The sequence below is a fragment of the Flavobacterium sp. UBA4854 genome, from assembly GCF_002399805.1.
GTDB lineage: Bacteria > Bacteroidota > Bacteroidia > Flavobacteriales > Flavobacteriaceae > Flavobacterium > Flavobacterium ginsengisoli.
On the sequence record NZ_DHEI01000050.1, the window covers coordinates 32253 to 52264 of the forward strand.

Annotated in this window: 20 protein-coding genes; 10 read left to right on the forward strand and 10 right to left on the reverse strand. The window is 32.3% G+C overall.

What is annotated here, in order from left to right:
- From B3J44_RS06910 to B3J44_RS06925, 4 genes are all read right to left on the reverse strand, one after another.
- Window positions 1-1748: SusC/RagA family TonB-linked outer membrane protein (locus tag B3J44_RS06910; RefSeq protein WP_286967324.1), on the reverse strand; the 1748-nt coding region annotated here is incomplete at its 3' end.
- Window positions 1749-2404: 656 nt separating this feature from the next.
- Window positions 2405-2848 carry a hypothetical protein gene (locus B3J44_RS06915; protein ID WP_095929165.1) on the reverse strand — a complete coding sequence of 148 codons (444 nt, stop codon included), beginning with the start codon at window positions 2846-2848 and terminating at the stop codon, window positions 2405-2407.
- A gap of 173 nt (window positions 2849-3021) precedes the next feature.
- Complete coding sequence (locus B3J44_RS06920) at window positions 3022-3594, reverse strand: hypothetical protein (protein ID WP_286967327.1); 573 nt, start codon at window positions 3592-3594, stop codon at window positions 3022-3024.
- A 241-nt stretch (window positions 3595-3835) separates the two neighbouring features.
- On the reverse strand, window positions 3836-4039 hold the full coding sequence (locus B3J44_RS06925) for a hypothetical protein (RefSeq protein WP_286967333.1): 204 nt from the start codon (window positions 4037-4039) through the stop codon (window positions 3836-3838).
- A 164-nt stretch (window positions 4040-4203) separates the two neighbouring features.
- On the opposite strand from B3J44_RS06925, the gene B3J44_RS06930 reads away from it, so the two are divergent.
- From B3J44_RS06930 to B3J44_RS06940, 3 genes are all read left to right on the forward strand, one after another.
- Window positions 4204-5586, forward strand: a complete 1383-nt coding sequence (locus B3J44_RS06930; protein WP_286967335.1) for a hypothetical protein — start codon at window positions 4204-4206, stop codon at window positions 5584-5586.
- 86 nt (window positions 5587-5672) lie between these two features.
- Window positions 5673-7088 (forward strand): FAD-dependent oxidoreductase, encoded by a 1416-nt coding sequence (locus tag B3J44_RS06935; protein WP_286967336.1) that lies wholly within the window; start codon window positions 5673-5675, stop codon window positions 7086-7088.
- 193 nt (window positions 7089-7281) lie between these two features.
- Window positions 7282-7485, forward strand: coding sequence for a hypothetical protein (locus B3J44_RS06940; RefSeq protein ID WP_278021835.1), 204 nt, complete (start codon window positions 7282-7284; stop codon window positions 7483-7485).
- A gap of 47 nt (window positions 7486-7532) precedes the next feature.
- Here B3J44_RS06940 and B3J44_RS06945 read toward each other — a convergent pair whose 3' ends face one another.
- The 6 genes from B3J44_RS06945 to B3J44_RS06970 form a co-directional block, all read right to left on the reverse strand.
- On the reverse strand, window positions 7533-7781 hold the full coding sequence (locus B3J44_RS06945) for a hypothetical protein (protein ID WP_198855863.1): 249 nt from the start codon (window positions 7779-7781) through the stop codon (window positions 7533-7535).
- Between the two features lie 173 nt (window positions 7782-7954).
- Window positions 7955-8971, reverse strand: a complete 1017-nt coding sequence (locus B3J44_RS06950) for a cytochrome-c peroxidase (RefSeq protein WP_286967339.1) — start codon at window positions 8969-8971, stop codon at window positions 7955-7957.
- A 192-nt stretch (window positions 8972-9163) separates the two neighbouring features.
- Window positions 9164-10030 carry an MbnP family protein gene (locus B3J44_RS06955; protein WP_286967341.1) on the reverse strand — a complete coding sequence of 289 codons (867 nt, stop codon included), beginning with the start codon at window positions 10028-10030 and terminating at the stop codon, window positions 9164-9166.
- Between the two features lie 550 nt (window positions 10031-10580).
- A complete protein-coding gene (locus B3J44_RS06960; protein WP_286967343.1) occupies window positions 10581-12560 on the reverse strand; it encodes a TonB-dependent receptor plug domain-containing protein in 1980 nt (659 codons plus the stop codon).
- A gap of 4 nt (window positions 12561-12564) precedes the next feature.
- Complete coding sequence (locus tag B3J44_RS06965) at window positions 12565-13488, reverse strand: hypothetical protein (protein WP_286967345.1); 924 nt, start codon at window positions 13486-13488, stop codon at window positions 12565-12567.
- 297 nt (window positions 13489-13785) lie between these two features.
- Window positions 13786-14163 (reverse strand): hypothetical protein, encoded by a 378-nt coding sequence (locus B3J44_RS06970; RefSeq protein ID WP_233074072.1) that lies wholly within the window; start codon window positions 14161-14163, stop codon window positions 13786-13788.
- A 245-nt stretch (window positions 14164-14408) separates the two neighbouring features.
- On the opposite strand from B3J44_RS06970, the gene B3J44_RS06975 reads away from it, so the two are divergent.
- The 7 genes from B3J44_RS06975 to B3J44_RS07005 all read left to right on the forward strand — a co-directional run bounded on the left by B3J44_RS06975 (window position 14409) and on the right by B3J44_RS07005 (window position 19953).
- Window positions 14409-15392, forward strand: coding sequence for a hypothetical protein (locus B3J44_RS06975; RefSeq protein ID WP_286967347.1), 984 nt, complete (start codon window positions 14409-14411; stop codon window positions 15390-15392).
- Between the two features lie 3 nt (window positions 15393-15395).
- Entirely contained in the window at window positions 15396-16025 is a 630-nt protein-coding gene (locus B3J44_RS06980; protein WP_286967349.1) for a hypothetical protein, read from the forward strand.
- Window positions 16026-16350: 325 nt separating this feature from the next.
- Window positions 16351-17166: an alpha/beta fold hydrolase gene (locus B3J44_RS06985; protein ID WP_286967351.1), complete on the forward strand. Its 816-nt coding sequence runs from the start codon at window positions 16351-16353 to the stop codon at window positions 17164-17166.
- Between the two features lie 107 nt (window positions 17167-17273).
- Window positions 17274-17564 (forward strand): GNAT family N-acetyltransferase, encoded by a 291-nt coding sequence (locus tag B3J44_RS06990; RefSeq protein ID WP_286967353.1) that lies wholly within the window; start codon window positions 17274-17276, stop codon window positions 17562-17564.
- A 199-nt stretch (window positions 17565-17763) separates the two neighbouring features.
- Complete coding sequence (locus tag B3J44_RS06995) at window positions 17764-18384, forward strand: alpha/beta hydrolase (protein WP_286967355.1); 621 nt, start codon at window positions 17764-17766, stop codon at window positions 18382-18384.
- Complete coding sequence (locus B3J44_RS07000; RefSeq protein WP_278021842.1) at window positions 18384-18734, forward strand: hypothetical protein; 351 nt, start codon at window positions 18384-18386, stop codon at window positions 18732-18734. The genes B3J44_RS06995 and B3J44_RS07000 overlap by 1 nt, the downstream gene beginning before the upstream one ends.
- A gap of 280 nt (window positions 18735-19014) precedes the next feature.
- Window positions 19015-19953, forward strand: a complete 939-nt coding sequence (locus B3J44_RS07005) for a ring-cleaving dioxygenase (protein ID WP_286967358.1) — start codon at window positions 19015-19017, stop codon at window positions 19951-19953.
- The last annotated feature ends 59 nt before the right edge of the window (window positions 19954-20012 follow it).

Sequence of the window (20012 nt, forward strand, 5' to 3'; positions counted from 1 at the left end):
AACGGATCTCTAGAGTTTGTTAAAGTATACAAATCTGGAACTGCTAAACGCGGTGCTTTCTGATAGTTATTGGCATCACTATGGTTACGAATGTTAAATCCAGCAAGCGCATCTACAGTAAAATCGTCGTTAAGCTGTTTTGTATATTGAAATATACCTTCAGTATTTTGCTCATTTACTGTGTAAGCATCTTCTGCATACGATCCGAAAGGAGTTCCATTTGTACCGTATTTGATCGTATATTTTCTGCGGTCGTTATAATAATCAACTCCCGTACGGAATCTGAAATTTAATCCTTCTGCCAATTTCGCATCCAAATGAATATCTCCAATTAAACGGTTACGCTGTTGGCTTGTTGTATTATAATAGGCATTCCAATACGGATTACTATAATAGCTATTATTCCAGTTTTGTGTCCAATCTTTATTCAATTCATTAATATCAACCTGACGCCCGAACCATAAGAATTGTAGCATTACACCCGCAGCACGTCCTCCTGTAGGACCACCTGGCAATTGTGGGGCATCTGTTACGATATAATTTGCATTAACACCCACTTTTACGTTTTCAGAAATCTGATAATTGGTATTAACAGAAAAGTTCGTTTTGTTTATTTCAGTGTTCGGTACAGTTCCAAGTTGTTTTTGGTTATTTACACCTAAACGGAAATCTGATTTCTCATTAGCTTTTGCAATAGAAACACTATTGTCATAAGTAAGTCCTGTATTAAAGAAATCTTTCACGTTATTTGGATGTGCAACAAAAGGAACAGCTTCTCCTTTAGAATAAAATTGCGGAATAAGGCGTCCATCCAATCTTGGTCCCCAGCTTTCGTCAACACCATCATTAACTCCTCCTCCTTTACCGTCAACGTAACTAAATTTTCCATTAGAACCCTGTCCGAAACTATTCTGAAAAGAAGGTAAAGTAGCTACTTGAGAAACTGTTATACCGGTATTAAAAGTAACTCCATAACCTCCTTTTTGTCCTTTACCAGATTTTGTTGTAATAAGCACAACACCATGTGCAGCACGTGATCCGTAAAGAGCAGCAGCATTTGGTCCTTTCAAAACAGTCAACGTTTCAATATCCTGCGGATTCAAATCGGCAATTGCATTTCTGAAATCACGAGTAGCACCACCAAAATTCAATTGCGAGTTATCTACAGGAACTCCATCTACCACAAAAAGCGGTTGGTTATTTCCTGCAATAGAAGTTTCTCCACGAATAATAATACGAGAAGATCCCATATCTCCTTGCGAGTTTGTAATACGTACACCAGCAACTTTACCAGAAAGTGCGTTCAAGAAGTTGGTTTCTTTTGTTGTTGCCAGTTCTTTTCCTTTTACTGCTTGAGTAGTATATCCTAACGATTTCTTTTCTTTCGAAATTCCAAGAGCAGTAACCACTACTTCAGATAAAGCATTTTGCTCTTCGGATAGATCAATTGTAATATCGTTTTTGTTTACTACAACTTCTTGCTTTTTATATCCTAAATAACTAATTAAAAGTACATAAGGAAATTTTTGTCCAGTTTGAAAATAGAACTTTCCATCTGTATCTGTAATAACACCATGAGTAGTGCCTTGAATCGTTACCGAAGCTCCAATAATTGGCTCTTTTGTAACAGCATCTACTACTGTTCCTTCCAGTTTAGACTGGATTAGCGGCTTTGTCTCTTGAGCTGTAACCCCGATGGAAATCAACAAAATACATAGCCAAGTATATCTTTCTAATTTTTTTTTCATTACTTTGTTTTAGTTTAATAAATAAGGTGAGCAAAGAGAGCTTTATGCTATTCTAGCTTTCCTTTTAGAGATGACAAATTTCTTTTAAGCTTCTACCATTTCTGCTGCAACAGAAATGGTTTTTTCTTTTATCTGCAGCACATTCGTTTTTTCATTTTACTTTTTTTTTTGGATTACTATTATTTTAAATTGGCCTATAAAATTTTTAACCCCTATTTGGGATCATGTTTCTTAAAATTTATAATGAATTAAAAAAAGAGGAATTTTAACCTTAGAATGCATCAGGATGAAAACGGCCTAATGCGTTTGCTTTTTTCAGAATGAAATATTGTGGTTCTAATCTCTGGCTTTTAACTTATTTTTTAAACTCTACTAATTTGATAGAACAAAGGTATGTTAAAAATATTAGTTCCCAAATTTTAATTAAACTTTTTGCAAAAAAAATGTTAACTACTTTTAAAAACACAGTCTAAACACCTAATAACAAAACAGTTATTAGAAATAGCTGTTTTTAGTATTTTATAAGAATTGTACTAAAAGCATAAAAATTTGAAAGTAGTTTTTACCATTTTAAAGTCTAGCTTTGCAAAGTTTAAACCAAAAAAAAACTCCAAGATCATAAGACCTTGGAGTTTCTATTTTTTATTTCTAATTTATTATAGCTCGTTGAACTCGTGTAGAGATTTCAATGTAGTTTCGTAGAATAAAATTGCAGCGATAAGATTTCCTTTATCAGAGTAAGGCATCATTTTTCTTTGAAACTCTACTGTAGTATCTAAGAAACTTGTTGTTCCTAATGCCTGTCCATCTAATATTTTTTTATTATCAGCTGTATCAGGAATACCTAAATCTGCCATTGTAACACCCGGTTTTGTAACCAAAGCAATGTAAGGAAGCGTTTTTACTAAAACTTTAATACGTTCAATGTACAATTCTAAAAGCTCTCCTTTTTGCATACCACTTAATTCTTTTTGATCATGGTATTTGCGAATTAAAGCTGTTGTACTAATGATACTTCTTGGTGCATTTTTTGCCTGTGCAGAGACAGCAGCAGTTGTCAAGAAGAAAAGTGCACATAATAAAATAATTTTACTCTTCATTTTCTTATAGATTTGGTTCTTGAATAAAAACAAAAATATATAAATTAACTTAAAATCCAACTTTTGGAGGTTGTTTTTGCCAAAATTATAATAATCTTTTAATCTGAATAAGTAAAATAGTACACCAAAACTATAGAATTAAAGGATTTTTAGTGCCAAAAATTCTTTTCTATTTACGTCTTAATAATTCTAAAACGTCCCGGATATTTTATCCAAATACTTTTTTTATTTCCGTAGTAATCCATAAAATCTTCGCACACAAAAACAGCATGCGCTTTTGACCATGCCACAACACCGCAGTACTCGCTTCCAGATTGTCTTTTTAATTTCTGAATTTGCTTGCCTAATTTGAATCCTAAATATTTATAGATGGTTGGAGTATATACAGTACCTTCTTCTAATTCTTCTAAAGCTTTCTCAAAAGTAGGTTCTTTATCAATAATTTGCATGTATTTTGCCATTACAGCATATGTCAGAACAGCATAATCACGTATTTTTTCGCTATCGCAATTATCTTTAATATAAACAAAACCTGCCGATTTTCTAGCTTTTGTGACTTCGCTGCTATCTAAATTAAAAGTTGCATTATTTTTTAATGTAATACGATAAGAATCATTGTTCAATTTTTCACTTTCAAAAAGATTATCTAAGCCGTATACATTTAAAGAAGCTTTAATAAATGCTATAGACGAACAATTTGTGCGTTCTCCTTGCTTAAAACTTTCAAATATTTTATCAGAACTCAATTGTGAGTAGGAACTTGAACAAACAAACATTAAAAGTAAAAAAACTGAAGTAAACGATTTCATGCCTTGTATTATATATTATTCTTCAATTATTATTGAAGAAACTGTATTAGATTTATACAAATCTATAAAAAACCAATCAATTTGTTTATATCTTCACTTTTATCTATTAAAAAAAGTCGCTGTAAAACAATAAAAAGCAAATAAAAAACGCCTCAAAATTAACTTGAGGCGTTTTACTTTATTTTTTTTCTTCGTTATTCAACTTATCATCTAGTTCAGGTTCTTGACCTTTAAACTTTTTAGTGTCGACATCATAATTCTCATCATTTGTCAAAACTACATCATGTTCTTTATATTGATGTTTTCTCGTGTCATTTCGATGATCTCCTCCACCCTGTTGTTTAGGATTCGGGTTTTTCTGGGTTTGATTATTCTTTTCCATAATTCTTCGTTTTTAAATGATTATTAAAATTACCTCAAATACAATGGTGTGACTTATATAATCATTTTTAAAAATTATAAAATAAACCTTTTATTATGGAGACAAATCCTTGCTTCAGGATAAAATATTTATTTTTACTTCTAATAACTCAAAACAAACAGTCCATGAACTTTCTGAATTTCTTCAAAAAACATAATAGCGAGAAACAACAAAATAAAAATTCAGAATCGACTGCCTCAAAATACTCTAATCTATTTTATACAACTCAAATAGATAATTTAACTGCAAACGATAAAGAATATCAAAATATTAGCATAAATAAGAATATATCTGATTTTTTTTTCGAAAATGAAATAGGCTATAATTATTCATTTTACGAAAATTTTATAGGCTCGCAATCAATTAAAGAAGATGAAAAAATTGATTTTATTGAAAAAGAACTTCAAAACGATGAACATTTAATTCCGTTTTTAAAACAATTTGATTTTTTATTTTTAGAAGAAGAATCAAAATTAAAGCGTTACATCAATCATTTGCAAAACACTCCCGAAAAATTCTCTTTTGATTTTTTTGAATTTACTTTAAAAAACAAACTTGAGAATTGTTACGATGAAATTCAGAAGTACTTAAAAAACAGAAACAATGGCAAAAAATATTTCTATGAAACTTCAATCCCGATCGTTCTTTTTGATTTAGGTTTTAAAGAAGATTCTTTTATTCTACTAAAATTATTTGTAAACGAATATTTTGAGGGCAAAATTGACTCTATAAATGATGAATCATTTTTTGAAGAAACTAATCCGTTTGCTTATTTAGCATTAAATAATACGGCATTTCAAGCTGAAATAACAGAATTAGCATTTTCATACTTCGCGTCAAGTCATTTTGACAATCATTATTGTCTCAAAAAGTTTTTGTTCTATACTGACAAGAATAAGTTCTTTACTATTATGCTAAATCAATACCAACTTACTCCTGAAGATATTAGTAATGATCCTGGGTTTATAAAGAATGACATTAACTGGAACAAACATCTTTATAGCCCATTTTTAAAATCATTATCAATCAGCAATTTTGATCAATATTTGGCTGAAACCACTTATAATGGTGAAATTTTAGTCAAAACTAAACTAAACACTTCCTTATTTGATACCTCAATTGCATCTTATCCTTTAAATTACGAACTTTTCTTTAATACTTATATTGCAAAATTATTGTTCAAAAAAAATATAAAAGGAAGATTCTATCAAAATGCTGAATTGTTTGGAGATCCAAGATATAGTCAGGGTTCTTATGGCTATACTTTAAATTTTGTTGTCGAAGAACAAGTTTTTTCTATTTATTTTGAAACCGAAACAAACTGGTTGGAAGTAAAACCTTTCATAAAATTATTAAATACGGCACTAAAAACGATACATTCAGAGTTTCGATTTTTCTTTTTAGTCGAAGATGTAGATTGTAATTTAATTCTAGAAAAACCAGATGATGTTGTTGATTTTATTAAAGATTTAAATTTTGAAACTACTGTACTTAGAAAATCAATTTAATTAACTCTTCTACGCCTCCATATTATCTTAAAATAGCTTCTGAAAAATAATGCTAATTTTGCTTCATTATAATTACAATAAAAATTATGTGGACGATATGTCAGGAATGCCGGGGACAAGGCAAAATAAATCGCGGACTTAGTAAAAAAGCTCAAAGACGTTATAAAACGGAATTGGCTGCTTTTGAAAATTCGCAAACTAAAGTTGCTCCAATACGCCCTAAGGCACATCTGCATTTGTGCACAAATTGCTTAGGATCAGGATTAATTCAGTCCGAAAAATATCTAGAACCTGATTTGACAAAACCTCACGTTGCTATAATTGGTGCTGGCATTGGCGGTGTTGCTTTAGCTGTGGCTTGTTTACATCGCGGAATTCCTTTTTCAATTTACGAAAGAGATACTCATTTTGACGCGCGATCTCAAGGCTACGGACTTACATTACAACAAGCCAGTAAAGCCATGAAGGGTTTAGGGATTACTTCTTTAAACGGTATAATTTCTACAAAACATATTGTTCATAATACAGAAGGGAAAATATTGGGCGAATGGGGAACCAGAAAATGGATTGAAACTGAAATTACACCGTCTGCTACACGTACCAATATGCATATTGCACGACAATCGTTGCGCCAAGCTCTTTTAGAACAGCTTGGAGGAAATAATACAGTGCAATGGGGACATCAATTGTTAGATTTTAAAGCTAATAATGATGGTGTAGAACTTAAATTTCAGGTAAACGGAGAAGAAAAAAACGTAAAAGCTGATCTTATCGTTGGTGCAGATGGCATTAGAAGCATTGTGAGAAAACTAACAATTGGCGAAGACATAACGCCACTTCGTTATTTGGATTGCATTGTAATATTAGGAATTTGTCCTTTAAGTTCTCTCAAAGGTATTTCGAGCCTATTATTAGATTCTGCAACTGTTTTTCAGACTGCAAATGGAAATGAACGAATTTATGTTATGCCTTACACGGGAGATTCTGTAATGTGGCAATTGAGTTTCCCGATGTCTGAAGAAGAAGCTAAAGAACTAAGCGCAAAAGGTCCAAAAGCACTTAAAGAGGAAGCTTGCCGCAGAACACAATGGCACACTCCTATTCCGCAAATTTTAGAAGCTACACAAGAAAGTTTAATTTCTGGATATCCTGTTTATGATCGCGAATTGCTTCGATCGGAGTTATTAGAACAAAATCAAAATATAACTTTAATTGGCGATGCAGCGCACCCAATGAGTCCGTTTAAAGGTCAAGGTGCAAACCAAGCTTTGTTGGATGCTTTAAAATTGGCTAGAAAAATATATAGAGGCTGTAATGCAAAATCTAATTGGAGAGAAACTGGTCTAAGAAAAAATGTCTTAAACGATTTTGAAGCAGAAATGCTGGAACGCAGTGCTACCAAAGTAAAAGGTTCTGCTGATGCTGCACAGTTCTTGCATTCTGAAATTATACTCCGCGAAGGTGATGAACCTCGAGGAAGATATCCTAAAAAAAGGAAATAAAGAAGAAGAAAGATTTTAGAAGAAAGAGTAAATAAAAAATGCTAAACAGGTTTGTTTAGCATTTTTTGTAAAAAGTTATTTTTCAGTCATATAGATGCAAATTAAACAATAATTTAATATTATTTTATAACTAAGTTTGACTTGATCTTTTTAATTTTATAATCTCATTTACAAACAATTAAATAATCACGCCATGAAAAATACACAAATAAATTTCAGTCCAAACAATGAGACCTGTACAGACCGAACTTTGGTTTGTGATGGAGATAATAACGAATTAATATTTCGTAAAACTTATGTAGGAGATTGGGGAGATTGGGACGAGAAACCAGATGATATTTTAAAAGATCAACATCTTTATCTGGATCAAAATACAAGTTTTACAAATGCAATTTAAACTTACGATTGCTTTATTGGGCATTACAATCTAGTATTCTATCTCGATTATGCTAGAACACTAATTGTATTGCTTAAATTTTCTTTGTTTATAAAATCTAGAATAAATTCTCTTACTTCTTTATTTGCCTCTGTTTTAGTAGCAAATGAATTAATATAGAATTCGTCGTCCTTGTCGCTAATATGGATAATTTCGGTGTAACCTTTGGTTATTAAACTACCTTTTAGCTTAATTATATTTACTTCTTGTTTTCCGTCAAGTTCTTTGCGAACCTGTAATTTTATAGCTCTTTCCATATTCAAAAATTTTTAAATAATTAACTATCATTCAGTTATAAATTTAAAACATTTAATCTATCGAAATAAGATTTTAACACAGTCCGCAACGCATTATTTATCAACATATTATAAACATTTTCCCTTTTCTTAAAAAGAAACTCGAAACACCAGTAAAATCAAGTCTTTTCACATTAATTTCCTGTAAATTCTCTGTCACTCAAGGTTTTCATAAACGCAATAAGGTTCTCTTTTTCTACTTCTGTAAGCGGAATTCTATTACCATTATTTTTAAAAATAGGATCTAAATTGGCTGCATTCAAAACTCCGTTATCAAAATAATCCAAAACCAATTTTAAGGTTGCAAACTGACCAAAACTTCCATAAGGTGCAGTATATTCTACATTTCGTAAAGACGGAACTCTGAAACTCATAAAATCAGTTGCAATTCCAGTAACTCTTCCTCTTCCTGCTTCATTCGAATCGGTGTTTAACGGAAATCCAATATTTCTAAAACTTTGGTCTGTAAACAATTCGGTGCTATGGCAGCTTGCGCATTTTTGCTGAAATGTTGCATATCCCGCCGCTTCGTTTTCTGTAAACTGACTTTCTTTTCGTTTTACTTTATCATATTTGCTATTGGCAGAAATCAAAGTGTATTCAAACTGAGCAATACTTTTGTAAATTCTATCTGCTGTAATTTCCTGATCTCCAAATGTTTTTTTAAACATCTCTTTATAAGAAGCATCATCTTTAATTTTTCCGATAACTTCCAAAATCGAAGAATCCATTTCTTCATGGGTAATAATCGGAACCAAAGGTTGTGTTTCTAATTGCAGTCGGCTTCCATCCCAATTAAAGAACTTTAGAAACATTAAATTCTGAAGCGGTGGCGCATTTCTAAGCCCTACTCTTCCCTCAATTCCAATAGCTTGCGCATTATGATCGGCAAAGGCATTTGCTTGAATATGACAACTTGAGCAAGAAATTGTATTGTCCTTACTAAATCTTTTGTCAGAGAAAAGTTTTTCGCCCAACTCAGCACCATATTTTGTAGGTTTATTTAAACTCACATAGCTATTTACTTCTGGAAAATCTGTGGGAATATGCAATGAAAGCTCAGGATTATCAAAATAAGTCTCATCAGAATCACTACTGCTACAAGAAGTGAAAAAGATTATGATTATGATGAAGCCGATTATTTTTTTCATTTTAATGAGTTTTAAAATAAAGCCGTCTTTTTAATTTCAGACGGCTCTGAATTTTTTTTAAATCAATAGGTTCGATTTAATCTGCCTAGATCTCCCTCAATCCTCTTTAAATCTGCGTGAAAAAATCTATACTTAAAAAGTATTTCACGCAGATTTTAAAAGATTTAAGCAGATTTCTACCAAAGAGTTAACTTAGTTTTCTACACTAGTTACAGAAAACATTCCTGAAATATCGTTTGTACCGTTTCCTCCTAGATTATCCACAAATTTTACCATTTGAGCTGCAGTATGAACATTTGGAGTAGCATTATCACTCATTCCTGTTCCTGTAGATAAGGTAATGGTATTGATTTTTCCGCTCAATAATTTGTCGAAATCAGCCTTAATTTTGATTTTTGGAGCATTTTTACCTACAACTGCATTTACAGTAAGACTTAACGTAATATCTCTATATGCATTTACACCTTGAGTATAAGCGCCTTCAGTTCCGGCAACAGTGCTTCCTGTGTGAATAGACATCGCTTTATTATCGGTATCATAAAAACCTTCTACTTTTGTAAAACGATATCCTGTTCCCCATTCCCACATCATTGCTGTATCATTGGCTCCAGCCGCTGCGTAAAATTTAGGAAATCTTGTTTGGTCTAGAGTATTTTGCTCTGTTTTAATACCCAAACCAAATTTAATCTGTTTGTATGATGCAGATGGCACATTGCTCAAAACATAGCTTAATGAAGCCGTTTTTGCCTGATCTATAACTGTTGCGCCTTTATCTAAATCATTTACGTTGTAAGGCACTTCGCTTCCGTCATCTTTTATTAGACGAATATTGCTAATCACATATTTCACTTCAGAAAAATGATGAACTTGTCCTGCAGCCGAAGTATTTGTTGTTGCCGACGCAGAAGTTGCATCTCCTAAAACAATTGTTTTGTCTTTAAACGTATTATTGAATTCGAATGTTAAATTGTTTGCTGCTGGTGCATCGTCATCATTTGAACATGAAACAAAAGCCAAAGCGGCTGCTGATAATAAAAGGTATTTTTTAAAATTTTGCATTTTTATGATTTTAATTTTTGTACTGTCTTTAAACCATTGAGTTACACTATTCCAACACATAGAAACATAGTTTTCTAAACTAAAAAAAGACGTTTTGCTAATTTAAATTCACATAGCAAACTATGCGTCAAAGTTCAATTTAACCAAATGGCTATTTTATTAATCGAAAGGAAGATTATAAAATAGGCGGCGGTACAAAAATTTCAAGGCAAGGTTCTAGCAGATCCAATTCTTTATAAATTGGCACTTTCTTGGATGTTATAATTTTTATTAGCGAAACCTGAAACTGTATATTTGTGTTTAAAGCAATATCAATCTTTTTGCTAATGCTTCTCAATTCCAGATCAGAATTTTTTTCCGTTTCCTGAAGCTCTTTCTTCAAATGGCATTTACCATGGCATTGCAATTCTGGCTTGGCTTTGTTAACACAAAATTCTTTTTCAATCGCATTTTGATTCAGTTTAAAGTGCACAACGATAAGCGCCTGTTGGAAAGAAACCAGCAGGAACAGAATTGTCATTGTGATACTAAAAACTTTTTTCATTTTTTCTTAGAAATTCAATTTTAAAGACGTGAAAAAATTGCGTCCCATTCTTGGAATATTACCCCAATCGGCATACGTACTATAATAGGCATTTAATAAATTCTCAGCTCCAACTTGTATTGTGCTTTGCACTTTGTTGATTTTAAAAGAATAATTAGCAGAAATATTCCAAATTGCATAAGCAGCCGTTAGATCCTCACCATATTCTGGACTGTAGTTAATTTGTTCAAAATCGCCATTTACAGAAGTCTGGATTCCGAAATTTTTATACATATAATTCAATGAAGTCACATAACTTAACGGACGAATAAAAGGTAGATTTCCTCCTTTGTTATCCATTCCGCGGGCATAAGTCAACGTTCCTTTCCAATGCAGATGTTCCAAAATATCATAGCTTACATTGGCAGACATATTCAAAAGCGTTGCATAATCTAATGATGTATATCCTTTTACACCAACAGATTGATAATTCATCGGACTTCCCATGCTTAAGATTTTACCAATAATGTAGTTCTGAATATAGAAATAGTTTATTTTTCCTTGAATGCTCAATTTTTCTGTTTTAAAACCTGCGCTTGCATTTCCTTCATACGAAATTTCATTTTTCAAATTCGGATCTCCAATGTAATCGTAACGGTCAAAACTATTATAGATATAATAACCATAACCTTCAGAAACAGAAGGCGCTCTATGACCGTAACCAGTTCCGACAGAAAAATTAAATTGATCAATATTTAAGTTGTAAGCGGCATTAAGACTTGGCAGAAATCTCGTTTTTTCTTGAGGCGCTCCAGGATGAAAAATCCAATTGAATTCTATGTATTTAGAATAATTGTAATTCGCTCCTAAAGAACCGCCTAAATGCACTTGACTTTTTTCTGAAATATCCCAAGAATTATTCATAGAAAGTCCAGCATAACGAGTCGTAACCCAAGGCCAGCTGTAAGCAAACATCGTTCTTTCGCTTCGATCTTGCGGATACATTCTCATTTCTGCAATAGACAAATTATCGTAAACATTGAGCTGAATTTCAGAAGAGTAATCATTCTTTTTTAAATTAGCTTTAGAAACCAATCCGTAAGTGGTGCTCCAACCCGGCATGTCCATGTGGACTAAATTTTCTGGTCGAGTTGTATCGTCCATATAATGCTCAATTGCATTAAAATATACTTTTGTATCTACTACTCTAACCAAACCTTCTTCAAACAATTGTTTATAAGAAGCAGAAGTAATAAGAGCACGAGAAAGCCACAAATCCATTGGCAAAGCAGGATAACCAACATTTTTTGCCACATCAAAAATCGCGTCTAATCTAACCGATGACAAATCGCTGGTTTTGTAAGCCAAACCTAACGAAGTATTGAATTTATTGTATTGTGAATGCTTTACTTCGTCATTGTTCCCGTCATGATAATTATCTGCTGTTCGGTACGAAATGCTTCCATCAGCGACAAACTTAGTTCCCGAATAAGCGATATTTCCTAAATTAAAAAACTGCTTATTATTAAACTCAAATCCAGTTTGATACCCTCCGTTCCATTTCTTTTTAAGTCCGAACGGCGTACTTTTTCTTTTTAAATCGATGCTTCCGGCAACAGTTGCTCCGTGCAAACTTCCTTCTTGACCCGATTTAATATCAACTGCAGCAAGATTATTACTTTCTACGTAAGACGTAATTGGATCCATTTTATCGGTACAAGCACCAAAAACGTGCATTCCATCAATTGTAACTGTCGAACGTTCTGTACTCATATTATTCAATAAAGGTTCCCAAGCATAAGCTCCACGTTTTATGAAACTGATATTGTCTGACGAAGACAAAAATTCATCAACAGAAACCGCCATTTTCATTTCTGTTTCAATCTTCTTTTTCGTCGCATTTTTTACGGTTACTTCTTCTAAGTTTTTTATGCTATCGTGATGTGCATGCTGATTTTGAGCTGTAACTGAAAATCCCAAGAAAAGCAGCATTATAATATATTTCATGTTTTTAGAATAAAGTATCAATATAAAGTTCACTTTTTACACCTTCTACTCCAGGCGTATGATCAGTTGGAACAATGGTTCCTTTTACAATTAATCCGTTTTGGTTCATCATAATTAAGTTCAATGTCCAGTTTCCTGTCATGGTATAATTGACAACACCGTGATACAAACCGTCGTCTCCTTGCGTTAAGTCTTTATTATTTGGCGAAGAGTGATTTCCCATAGAAGGTTCTGGCATTCTCGGATCTAATTTTAAAGTATATCCCACAACTTCAGAATACGAAAACTGAGATGGATCTGGAAAAGTTCCTGCAGGAGTCGTTGGTTTATCGTATTTGTAAACACCAGCAATCAAAGCATTTTCTGAAACAGTTGGTTTTTGAGGCGAAATCAATGCAATTATATATTGTTCTCCATCACTTCCTGCAAAAGCAGTCATATTTAAGTTTTTATTGCTTTGTTTTTCTACAGTAACATCTTTATTGATTTCATATTTTTGACCATCTGCCGTAAAACTGATGTACAATTTCCAACTCGCTGTAGTAGAGCTTTCTCCTGTAAAAACAGAATACCCACTGTAATACTTATTAGCAGAATCATACGCAACATTATACTCATGCGGACACGAACTTTTGCTTCCGTCAGCATTACTCATAATTGGCAGAAAAGTTACGGCAGCTGTCGTTAACTCTTGGCTGTTTTGAGTATTGACAATTCTTAGATGAAGCTCATTATATCCTTTATAGAATGTTCCGTTTAAAGCTTCAATGCTAACCTTATAGTTTCCGCTTGTAAGCGAAGCTGCATCTTTAAATTCCAAGTTTTCAGGAACTTCAGAACCAGTTTCAGCTTCGTAATCTGTTTTATCAATTGTACAGGAAGTAACCGCAAATAATACTGCGATTATCCAAAAATTAAAAGATTTCATTTGATGAATGTTATAAAAAAACGTTTAAAATTTAGCATTAAGCTATAAATTTTTGAATATCAAAAAATTCAAAATGCTAGTGAAAAGCCAAGAAAATGGCGAAAGTAAATGAAGTTAGAATACAGTTATTCTCTTCAATTACAAAAGAAGATCAATATCGTTTTAAAAGAATAAACTACCCGACTTGTTACTCAAATTTGGATTTAAAATCCGTATAAGCGAGCAATAAGGCATTCAAAATTTCAATTATAAAAAATTGGAATTCGAGAATATTGGAATTAAAAAAAAGATTGATCCCTAAACTCTATAGAGAGGAGGGTGAAAAGTAAGATTAGAAGCTCCGATTGGTTTCTTATCAAATAAAATTGAAGCGTTATCTTTAGATTCGATAACTGGAATTGTGCTAAAATTGATTTCAGCAGTATTTTGAACGTAAACAAGCTCTAATTTATCTTTTAAGCTGTCTTGCATTTTTCGCTCATTATCAGAATATTTTTTAATGCTTTTTTGAAGTTCGCATCGCCCATTACAACTGTTAAATGCTTGTTTACGCTGAACGCAAATAGTTTTAGCAATTTCTTTCTGGTTGATTTTAAAAGAAGCATAAACGAACAAGCTGCCAAAAGATGGCGAGAGAATTAAAATAGAAAGTGCTATGATGATTAACCTTTTCAAGTGCTTGTTCAATAGTTTGCTGGCAAAAGTACATACTATTTTGTATTTATTTTAACGAAATGCAATTTTTATTTCATTTAAAGAAGAGGTTGTTTTATTTCTGAATCATTTCTTGTTTTCGTAAAAAAATTCTTTAACATAAACAGTCTTGATATTTTGCATATTTTATCTAAATTTGAGTATTGTCGTTTTTTTATGACATTTTAATTCTAAAATAGCTACTAAATAACCCCAATTTACAGCGAATGAAAAAAAACTTAGCCATTACCTTTTGGGTACTCTACATGCTCTTTTTTGCAATCCCTTTTCCAATGATTTTGTATTATGCAATCAATAGCGATTTAGATATCAACGATTTAAAAACCAAAGATCCTTATTGGGCTTTAGGGATCGTTTTATTGTCTTTAATTCTCTGGCTGATCCTTTTGATTGGTTATTTCCAAAAATGGATCTTTCAGGTTTTTGTCAATAAAAATAATCTGGAGAAAATAAAATTAAACGGATTACGTCGCGAAGCTGAAATAATTAGTTCGAAGAAAGCTTCTAAATTCAATTCTAAATTTGACAATTACGAACTCGAACTGTGTTTTAAAAATCTTGCGAATACCGAAATCATTCATAAAACCAATATTACAGACACCAAACCCAATGAAAAACGGTTCGAAGCTGGAAAACAGATCAGTTTATTACTAGACAAGTACATGAAAAAACCTCCATATTTTGTGATTTCATCTGCTACTCCAACTTTAAGCATCAGGAATTTAACAATTAGAATTTTAGGTTGGTTATTTTTTACGTTTATCGTTGTAGGCTATTATTTGTTTTCCTATCAAACCGAAAGTCATGGTATGGGTTGGCGTTTTATGTCTTTTGGACATCCGTTATTAATAATTCCGTTAGTGCTTTTGTTCTATCGCGTTTTGGTTCAATTTATATTTAAAAAACTAACTGGCTTAGATCAAAATTCGGTTGCACTCAAATTTAAAGGAATAAAAACTCAGGCCAAATTAATCAATGTAAGCCAAACAGGAACATATATTAACGAACAACCAATGATGCGTTTTGAGTTAGAATATAAAGACACAAAAAATGTAGTGCATCAAAATAGCTTGAAAAAAGTTATTGGAATTTTAGATTTAGAAATGACCAAAAAACAATTCCTTGATATTTTTTATAATCCCGAAAATCCAAACCAAATTGCTTTTGCAAATGATTTAAACAAAATATAGCAAATGAAAAAGATAGTTATTTTGATGCTGTTTTGCACTTTATTTTTAAGCTGCGAAAAGATCTCAAAAAGTATAGATGAAACTTTAAAACCTAATGATACAATTGTAAATAAAAAATCCGAAAACGTTGCTTCACCGCCTTTGAAAAGCGAAAAAAAGGAAATTAATCTATTGACTAATATCGAAATATTAAAAAAAGCAGAAGAACAACTGAAAAATCTTCCTCAATACAATGGAAAAGAAATATTTATTTACTCGATCTTATACTTTTATAATGATGGAAGAATAAATGCAATGTTGCAACATCCAGAAAATCCAAAATATGTAGACATTTATGAATTTAACGATGAAAAATGGTCGGGGCCAAAACCTGTTCAGCTTTCTGTTCGTGATGATGTTAAAGGACGTTTGGTTTCTTTAAATAAAATCAGTTTTATAAATGCAGCAAAATTAGCTCAAGTTTATAACGAAAAAACAAAAGAAGTTGAAGGCGCACAACCTACCACAAGTGTTTATATTTCTATTTGGAATAATAAACTAAGATGGTATCCGTCATCTATAAGCGGAAGCCGAGAACACTATTCGATAGAGTTTAATGATGATGGAAGTCTAAAATCATTCCAACAAGATTAACTGCCACAAATGCTAAACAATTACGTTTAGCATTTTTTTTATACTAAAATGAAATTCTTTCCAAATAAAGAAACTAAAAAACTTAACTTTATAAAAACTTAAAAATCAACAAATTACAACAATAATTCATTAATTTAACATTGCTTATTAACTTAAAATTTTCAGTTCTTAATCTAGATTAATAGATGCAGATTTTATTCTGTAATACATTTGTACCATAATCAAACAAAATAAAACAAAAAACAAGTTATAAGTTTAAATTTTAAACCAAGAACAAATTTAAACTTAAAATTATAAAACAAATTAATCTTAAAATCAAAAAATTATGAGCACATTTACAGTAAAAGACGGAACACAGATTTATTACAAAGATTGGGGAAAAGGTCAACCAATTGTTTTTCACCACGGATGGCCTTTGTCAAGTGATGATTGGGATGCACAAATGATGTTTTTCCTTCAAAAAGGCTACAGAGTTATAGCACACGATCGCCGCGGACATGGACGTTCTAGCCAAGCTTCTGAGGGAAACAACATGGAAACTTATGCATCTGACATTGCTGAATTGACTGAAGCTTTAGATTTAAAAGATGCCATTCACGTTGGGCATTCAACTGGAGGAGGCGAAGTAATTCGTTACGCTGCAAAATACGGAAAAGGGAGAATTTCAAAAGCGGTAATTATTAGTGCCGTTACTCCGATAATGATTCAAAACGAATCTAATCCAGAAGGCGTTCCATTGTCGGTTTTTGACGAAATTAGAATAGGAACCGGATTTAATAGAGCACAATATTTCTACGACTTTCCTATTCCGTTCTACGGTTGGAACCGCGAAGGACAAACTGTTCAAGAAGGCATTAAACAAAATTGGTGGCGTCAAGGAATGATGGGTTCTGTTTTATCTCATTACGAAGGAATTAAAGCGTTTTCTGAATCTGATTTTACAGAAGACTTAAAAAGTTTAGATATTCCAGTTTTGGTTTTACATGGAGAAGATGATCAAATTGTTCCTTACAATCAAGCTCCTAGAGCAGCAAAATTGTTGAAAAACGGAAAATTGATTTCTTATCCAGGTTTCCCTCACGGTATGCCAACTACAGAAGCAGAAACAATCAACAATGATATTCTTGACTTTATAAAATAAATACGGAAAGATTTAATTAAACTGTCTGTAGAACTATTTTATAGACAGTTTAATTTTCTTAAATTCAACTAAATAATTTTCTCTCAAAAAATTGAATCAAAAAATATATGGAAACAATAAAATTAGAATTGGACGAAAAAAAACATGGCGCTTTTAATCTTTATGTAGATGGTAAAAAATTAGGCGAAATGACAGTAAGCATTAAACCTGATTTACTGACAGTTTACCACACGGGAGTTGAGCCAGAGGGCGAAGGAAAAGGTTATGCTAAGAAGCTTTTAGAAGAAATGGTTTCTTATGTTCGCGCCAATAATTTGAGAGTTTTACCACTTTGTCCGTATGTTCACGCACAATTTAAAAGACATCCAGATGAGTACGCTGATATTTGGAAGAAGTAATTAATTCTAAACAAAGTATCTCGCCAAAGTTTGTCATTTCGACGTAAGGAGAAATCTTCGCAAGTAACTCCGTACAGAAAATCCAATCTTTGTCGAGCTTCTCGCGAAGATTTCTCCTTACGTCGAAATGACAAGATTGTGTAAATCTGTGTGGAACACTCATTCGTCAATCCAATAATAAAAAAACAAAAACAACACTATGAATACAGAAATATTAACAGACGGTGTTCCTTTAAATGAAGCAAAAAAAGCTTTAATTCTAATTCATGGACGTGGTGCAAGCGCACATGATATCCTTTCTATCGCAAAACATCTTAAGGTTGATGATTTTGCATTGATTGCGCCTGAAGCAGAAAACAGAACTTGGTATCCGTATTCGTTTTTAGCGCCGCTAAACGAAAATGAACCTTCGTTTTCAAAATCGTTGGAAGCAATACATCAAGTTGTGGTCGCTATTCAGCAAAACGGAATCGAAAAAGAAAATATTTATTTCTTAGGATTTTCACAAGGAGCGTGTCTCGCTTTGGAATTTACAACAAGAAATGCTGCAAAATACGGTGGAATCGTTGCTTTTACCGGCGGATTAATTGGCGATAAAGTCTATGAAAACCATTATGCAGGAAATTTTGAAAACACGCCTGTTTTTATCGGAACAAGCGATCCTGATTTTCACGTTCCTGTAGAAAGAGTAAATGATACTGAAACGCTTATGGAAAAAATGGGCGCAGATGTTACAAAAAAAATCTATCCAAATATGGGACATACTATTAGTCAAGATGAGATAAATTGTGCCAATGCATTAGTTTTCAATAAAAAGTAATGATTACGATAACTCGCATTTATAGCGATGCAAACGGAGAAAGTCATTTTAAAGACTTTGATGTTCCGTTAAAAAACAACGGCGATATCGGATTTTTATCTGATGATGAACCCGTTAAATCTATCGTTTTTAGAGAAGTTAATCCTTCTTATGATTACGATTTTCATAATGCTCCAGACCGCCAATATATTGTTTTGCTAGATGGTGGTGTAGAAATAGAAACTTCATTAGGAGAAAAAAGAACGTTCAACACGGGTTCAATTCTATTGGTTGAAGACACTACAGGGAAAGGACATAAAACAAAAAATATTGAATTTAAGCTTAGAAAATCAATATTTATCAAAATATAAAATTCATCAATATTTCATATAATTTGCTGTGATCGGTTATTGGTCACAGCAAAAAAACAACGCCTGAAAACAGCATATACTGTTTTTCAGAATGTATTTCTATACACTGCATTTACTTTCGTGTTATGCAATTAAAAAAACATTGTTGTCGAAGAAAGAACTTAAAAAACGACAAAATATCGTCCTCGCTTCTTTCTTAATCTAGGTTAATCGATAAACAGCGATAACAGACGTAAATTTGTAAAAGAAAAATCAAACAACTATTTAATATAAAAATACCATGGAAAATAAAATTTTAGGATTACATCATATTACTGCAATTGCAGGAGACGCTAAACGCAATTTTGACTTTTACTCAAAAGTTTTAGGATTAAGATTCATCAAAAAAACAGTGAATTTTGATGATCCAGGAACTTACCATTTTTACTTTGGTGACGAAGTTGGAAGCGCAGGAACTATTTTAACTTTTTTCCCTTGGGGAGCAGGAATCCAGCAAGGCAGAAAAGGTTCTGGAATGGCTACAGAAATTGGTTATTCTGTTCCAAAAGGAAGTTTAGATTTCTGGCAGAAACGTTTCGAGCAATACAATGTAATTTACAATAAACCAGCTGAAAAATTCGGAGAAAAATATTTGACTTTCTTAGATCCAGATGGTTTAAAATTAGAGTTAATTGAATCTAAAACGGAAGATAACAGAAAAGCTTGGGAAACTGACGAAGTAAAAGCTGATGTAGCTACAAGAGGTTTTCATAACATTACTTTGACTTTAAATAACATTAAACCAACTGCTGCGGTTTTAACTGAAATATTTGGTTACAAATTGATCGATCAAGATGTAAACCGTTACCGTTATGCAACAGATGCTGTAGAAAATGCTGCAATTGTTGACTTGGTAGAATTACCAGAAGAAAAACGCGGTTTAAATGCAAATGGAACTGTTCATCACGTTGCTTTTCGTGTAAAAAATGACGAAATTTTGATGAAATTCAGAGAAAAAATAGAAGAATACGGGTTGCAAATTACACCACAAATTGACAGACAATATTTTCACTCTCTTTATTTTAGAGAACCAGGCGGAGTTTTGTTCGAAATTGCAACTGACAATCCTGGATTTACTGTAGACGAAAGTTTAGAAGAATTAGGTCAGAACTTAAAACTTCCTGCTCAATACGAACCTCAAAGAGCTGCAATTGAAGCTCATTTGGTTAAAATTAATTAATTTAAAACTAAACTGGTTTGTTTGAAACCGCAACACAACTATTTGAAAAAGAGGCTTCT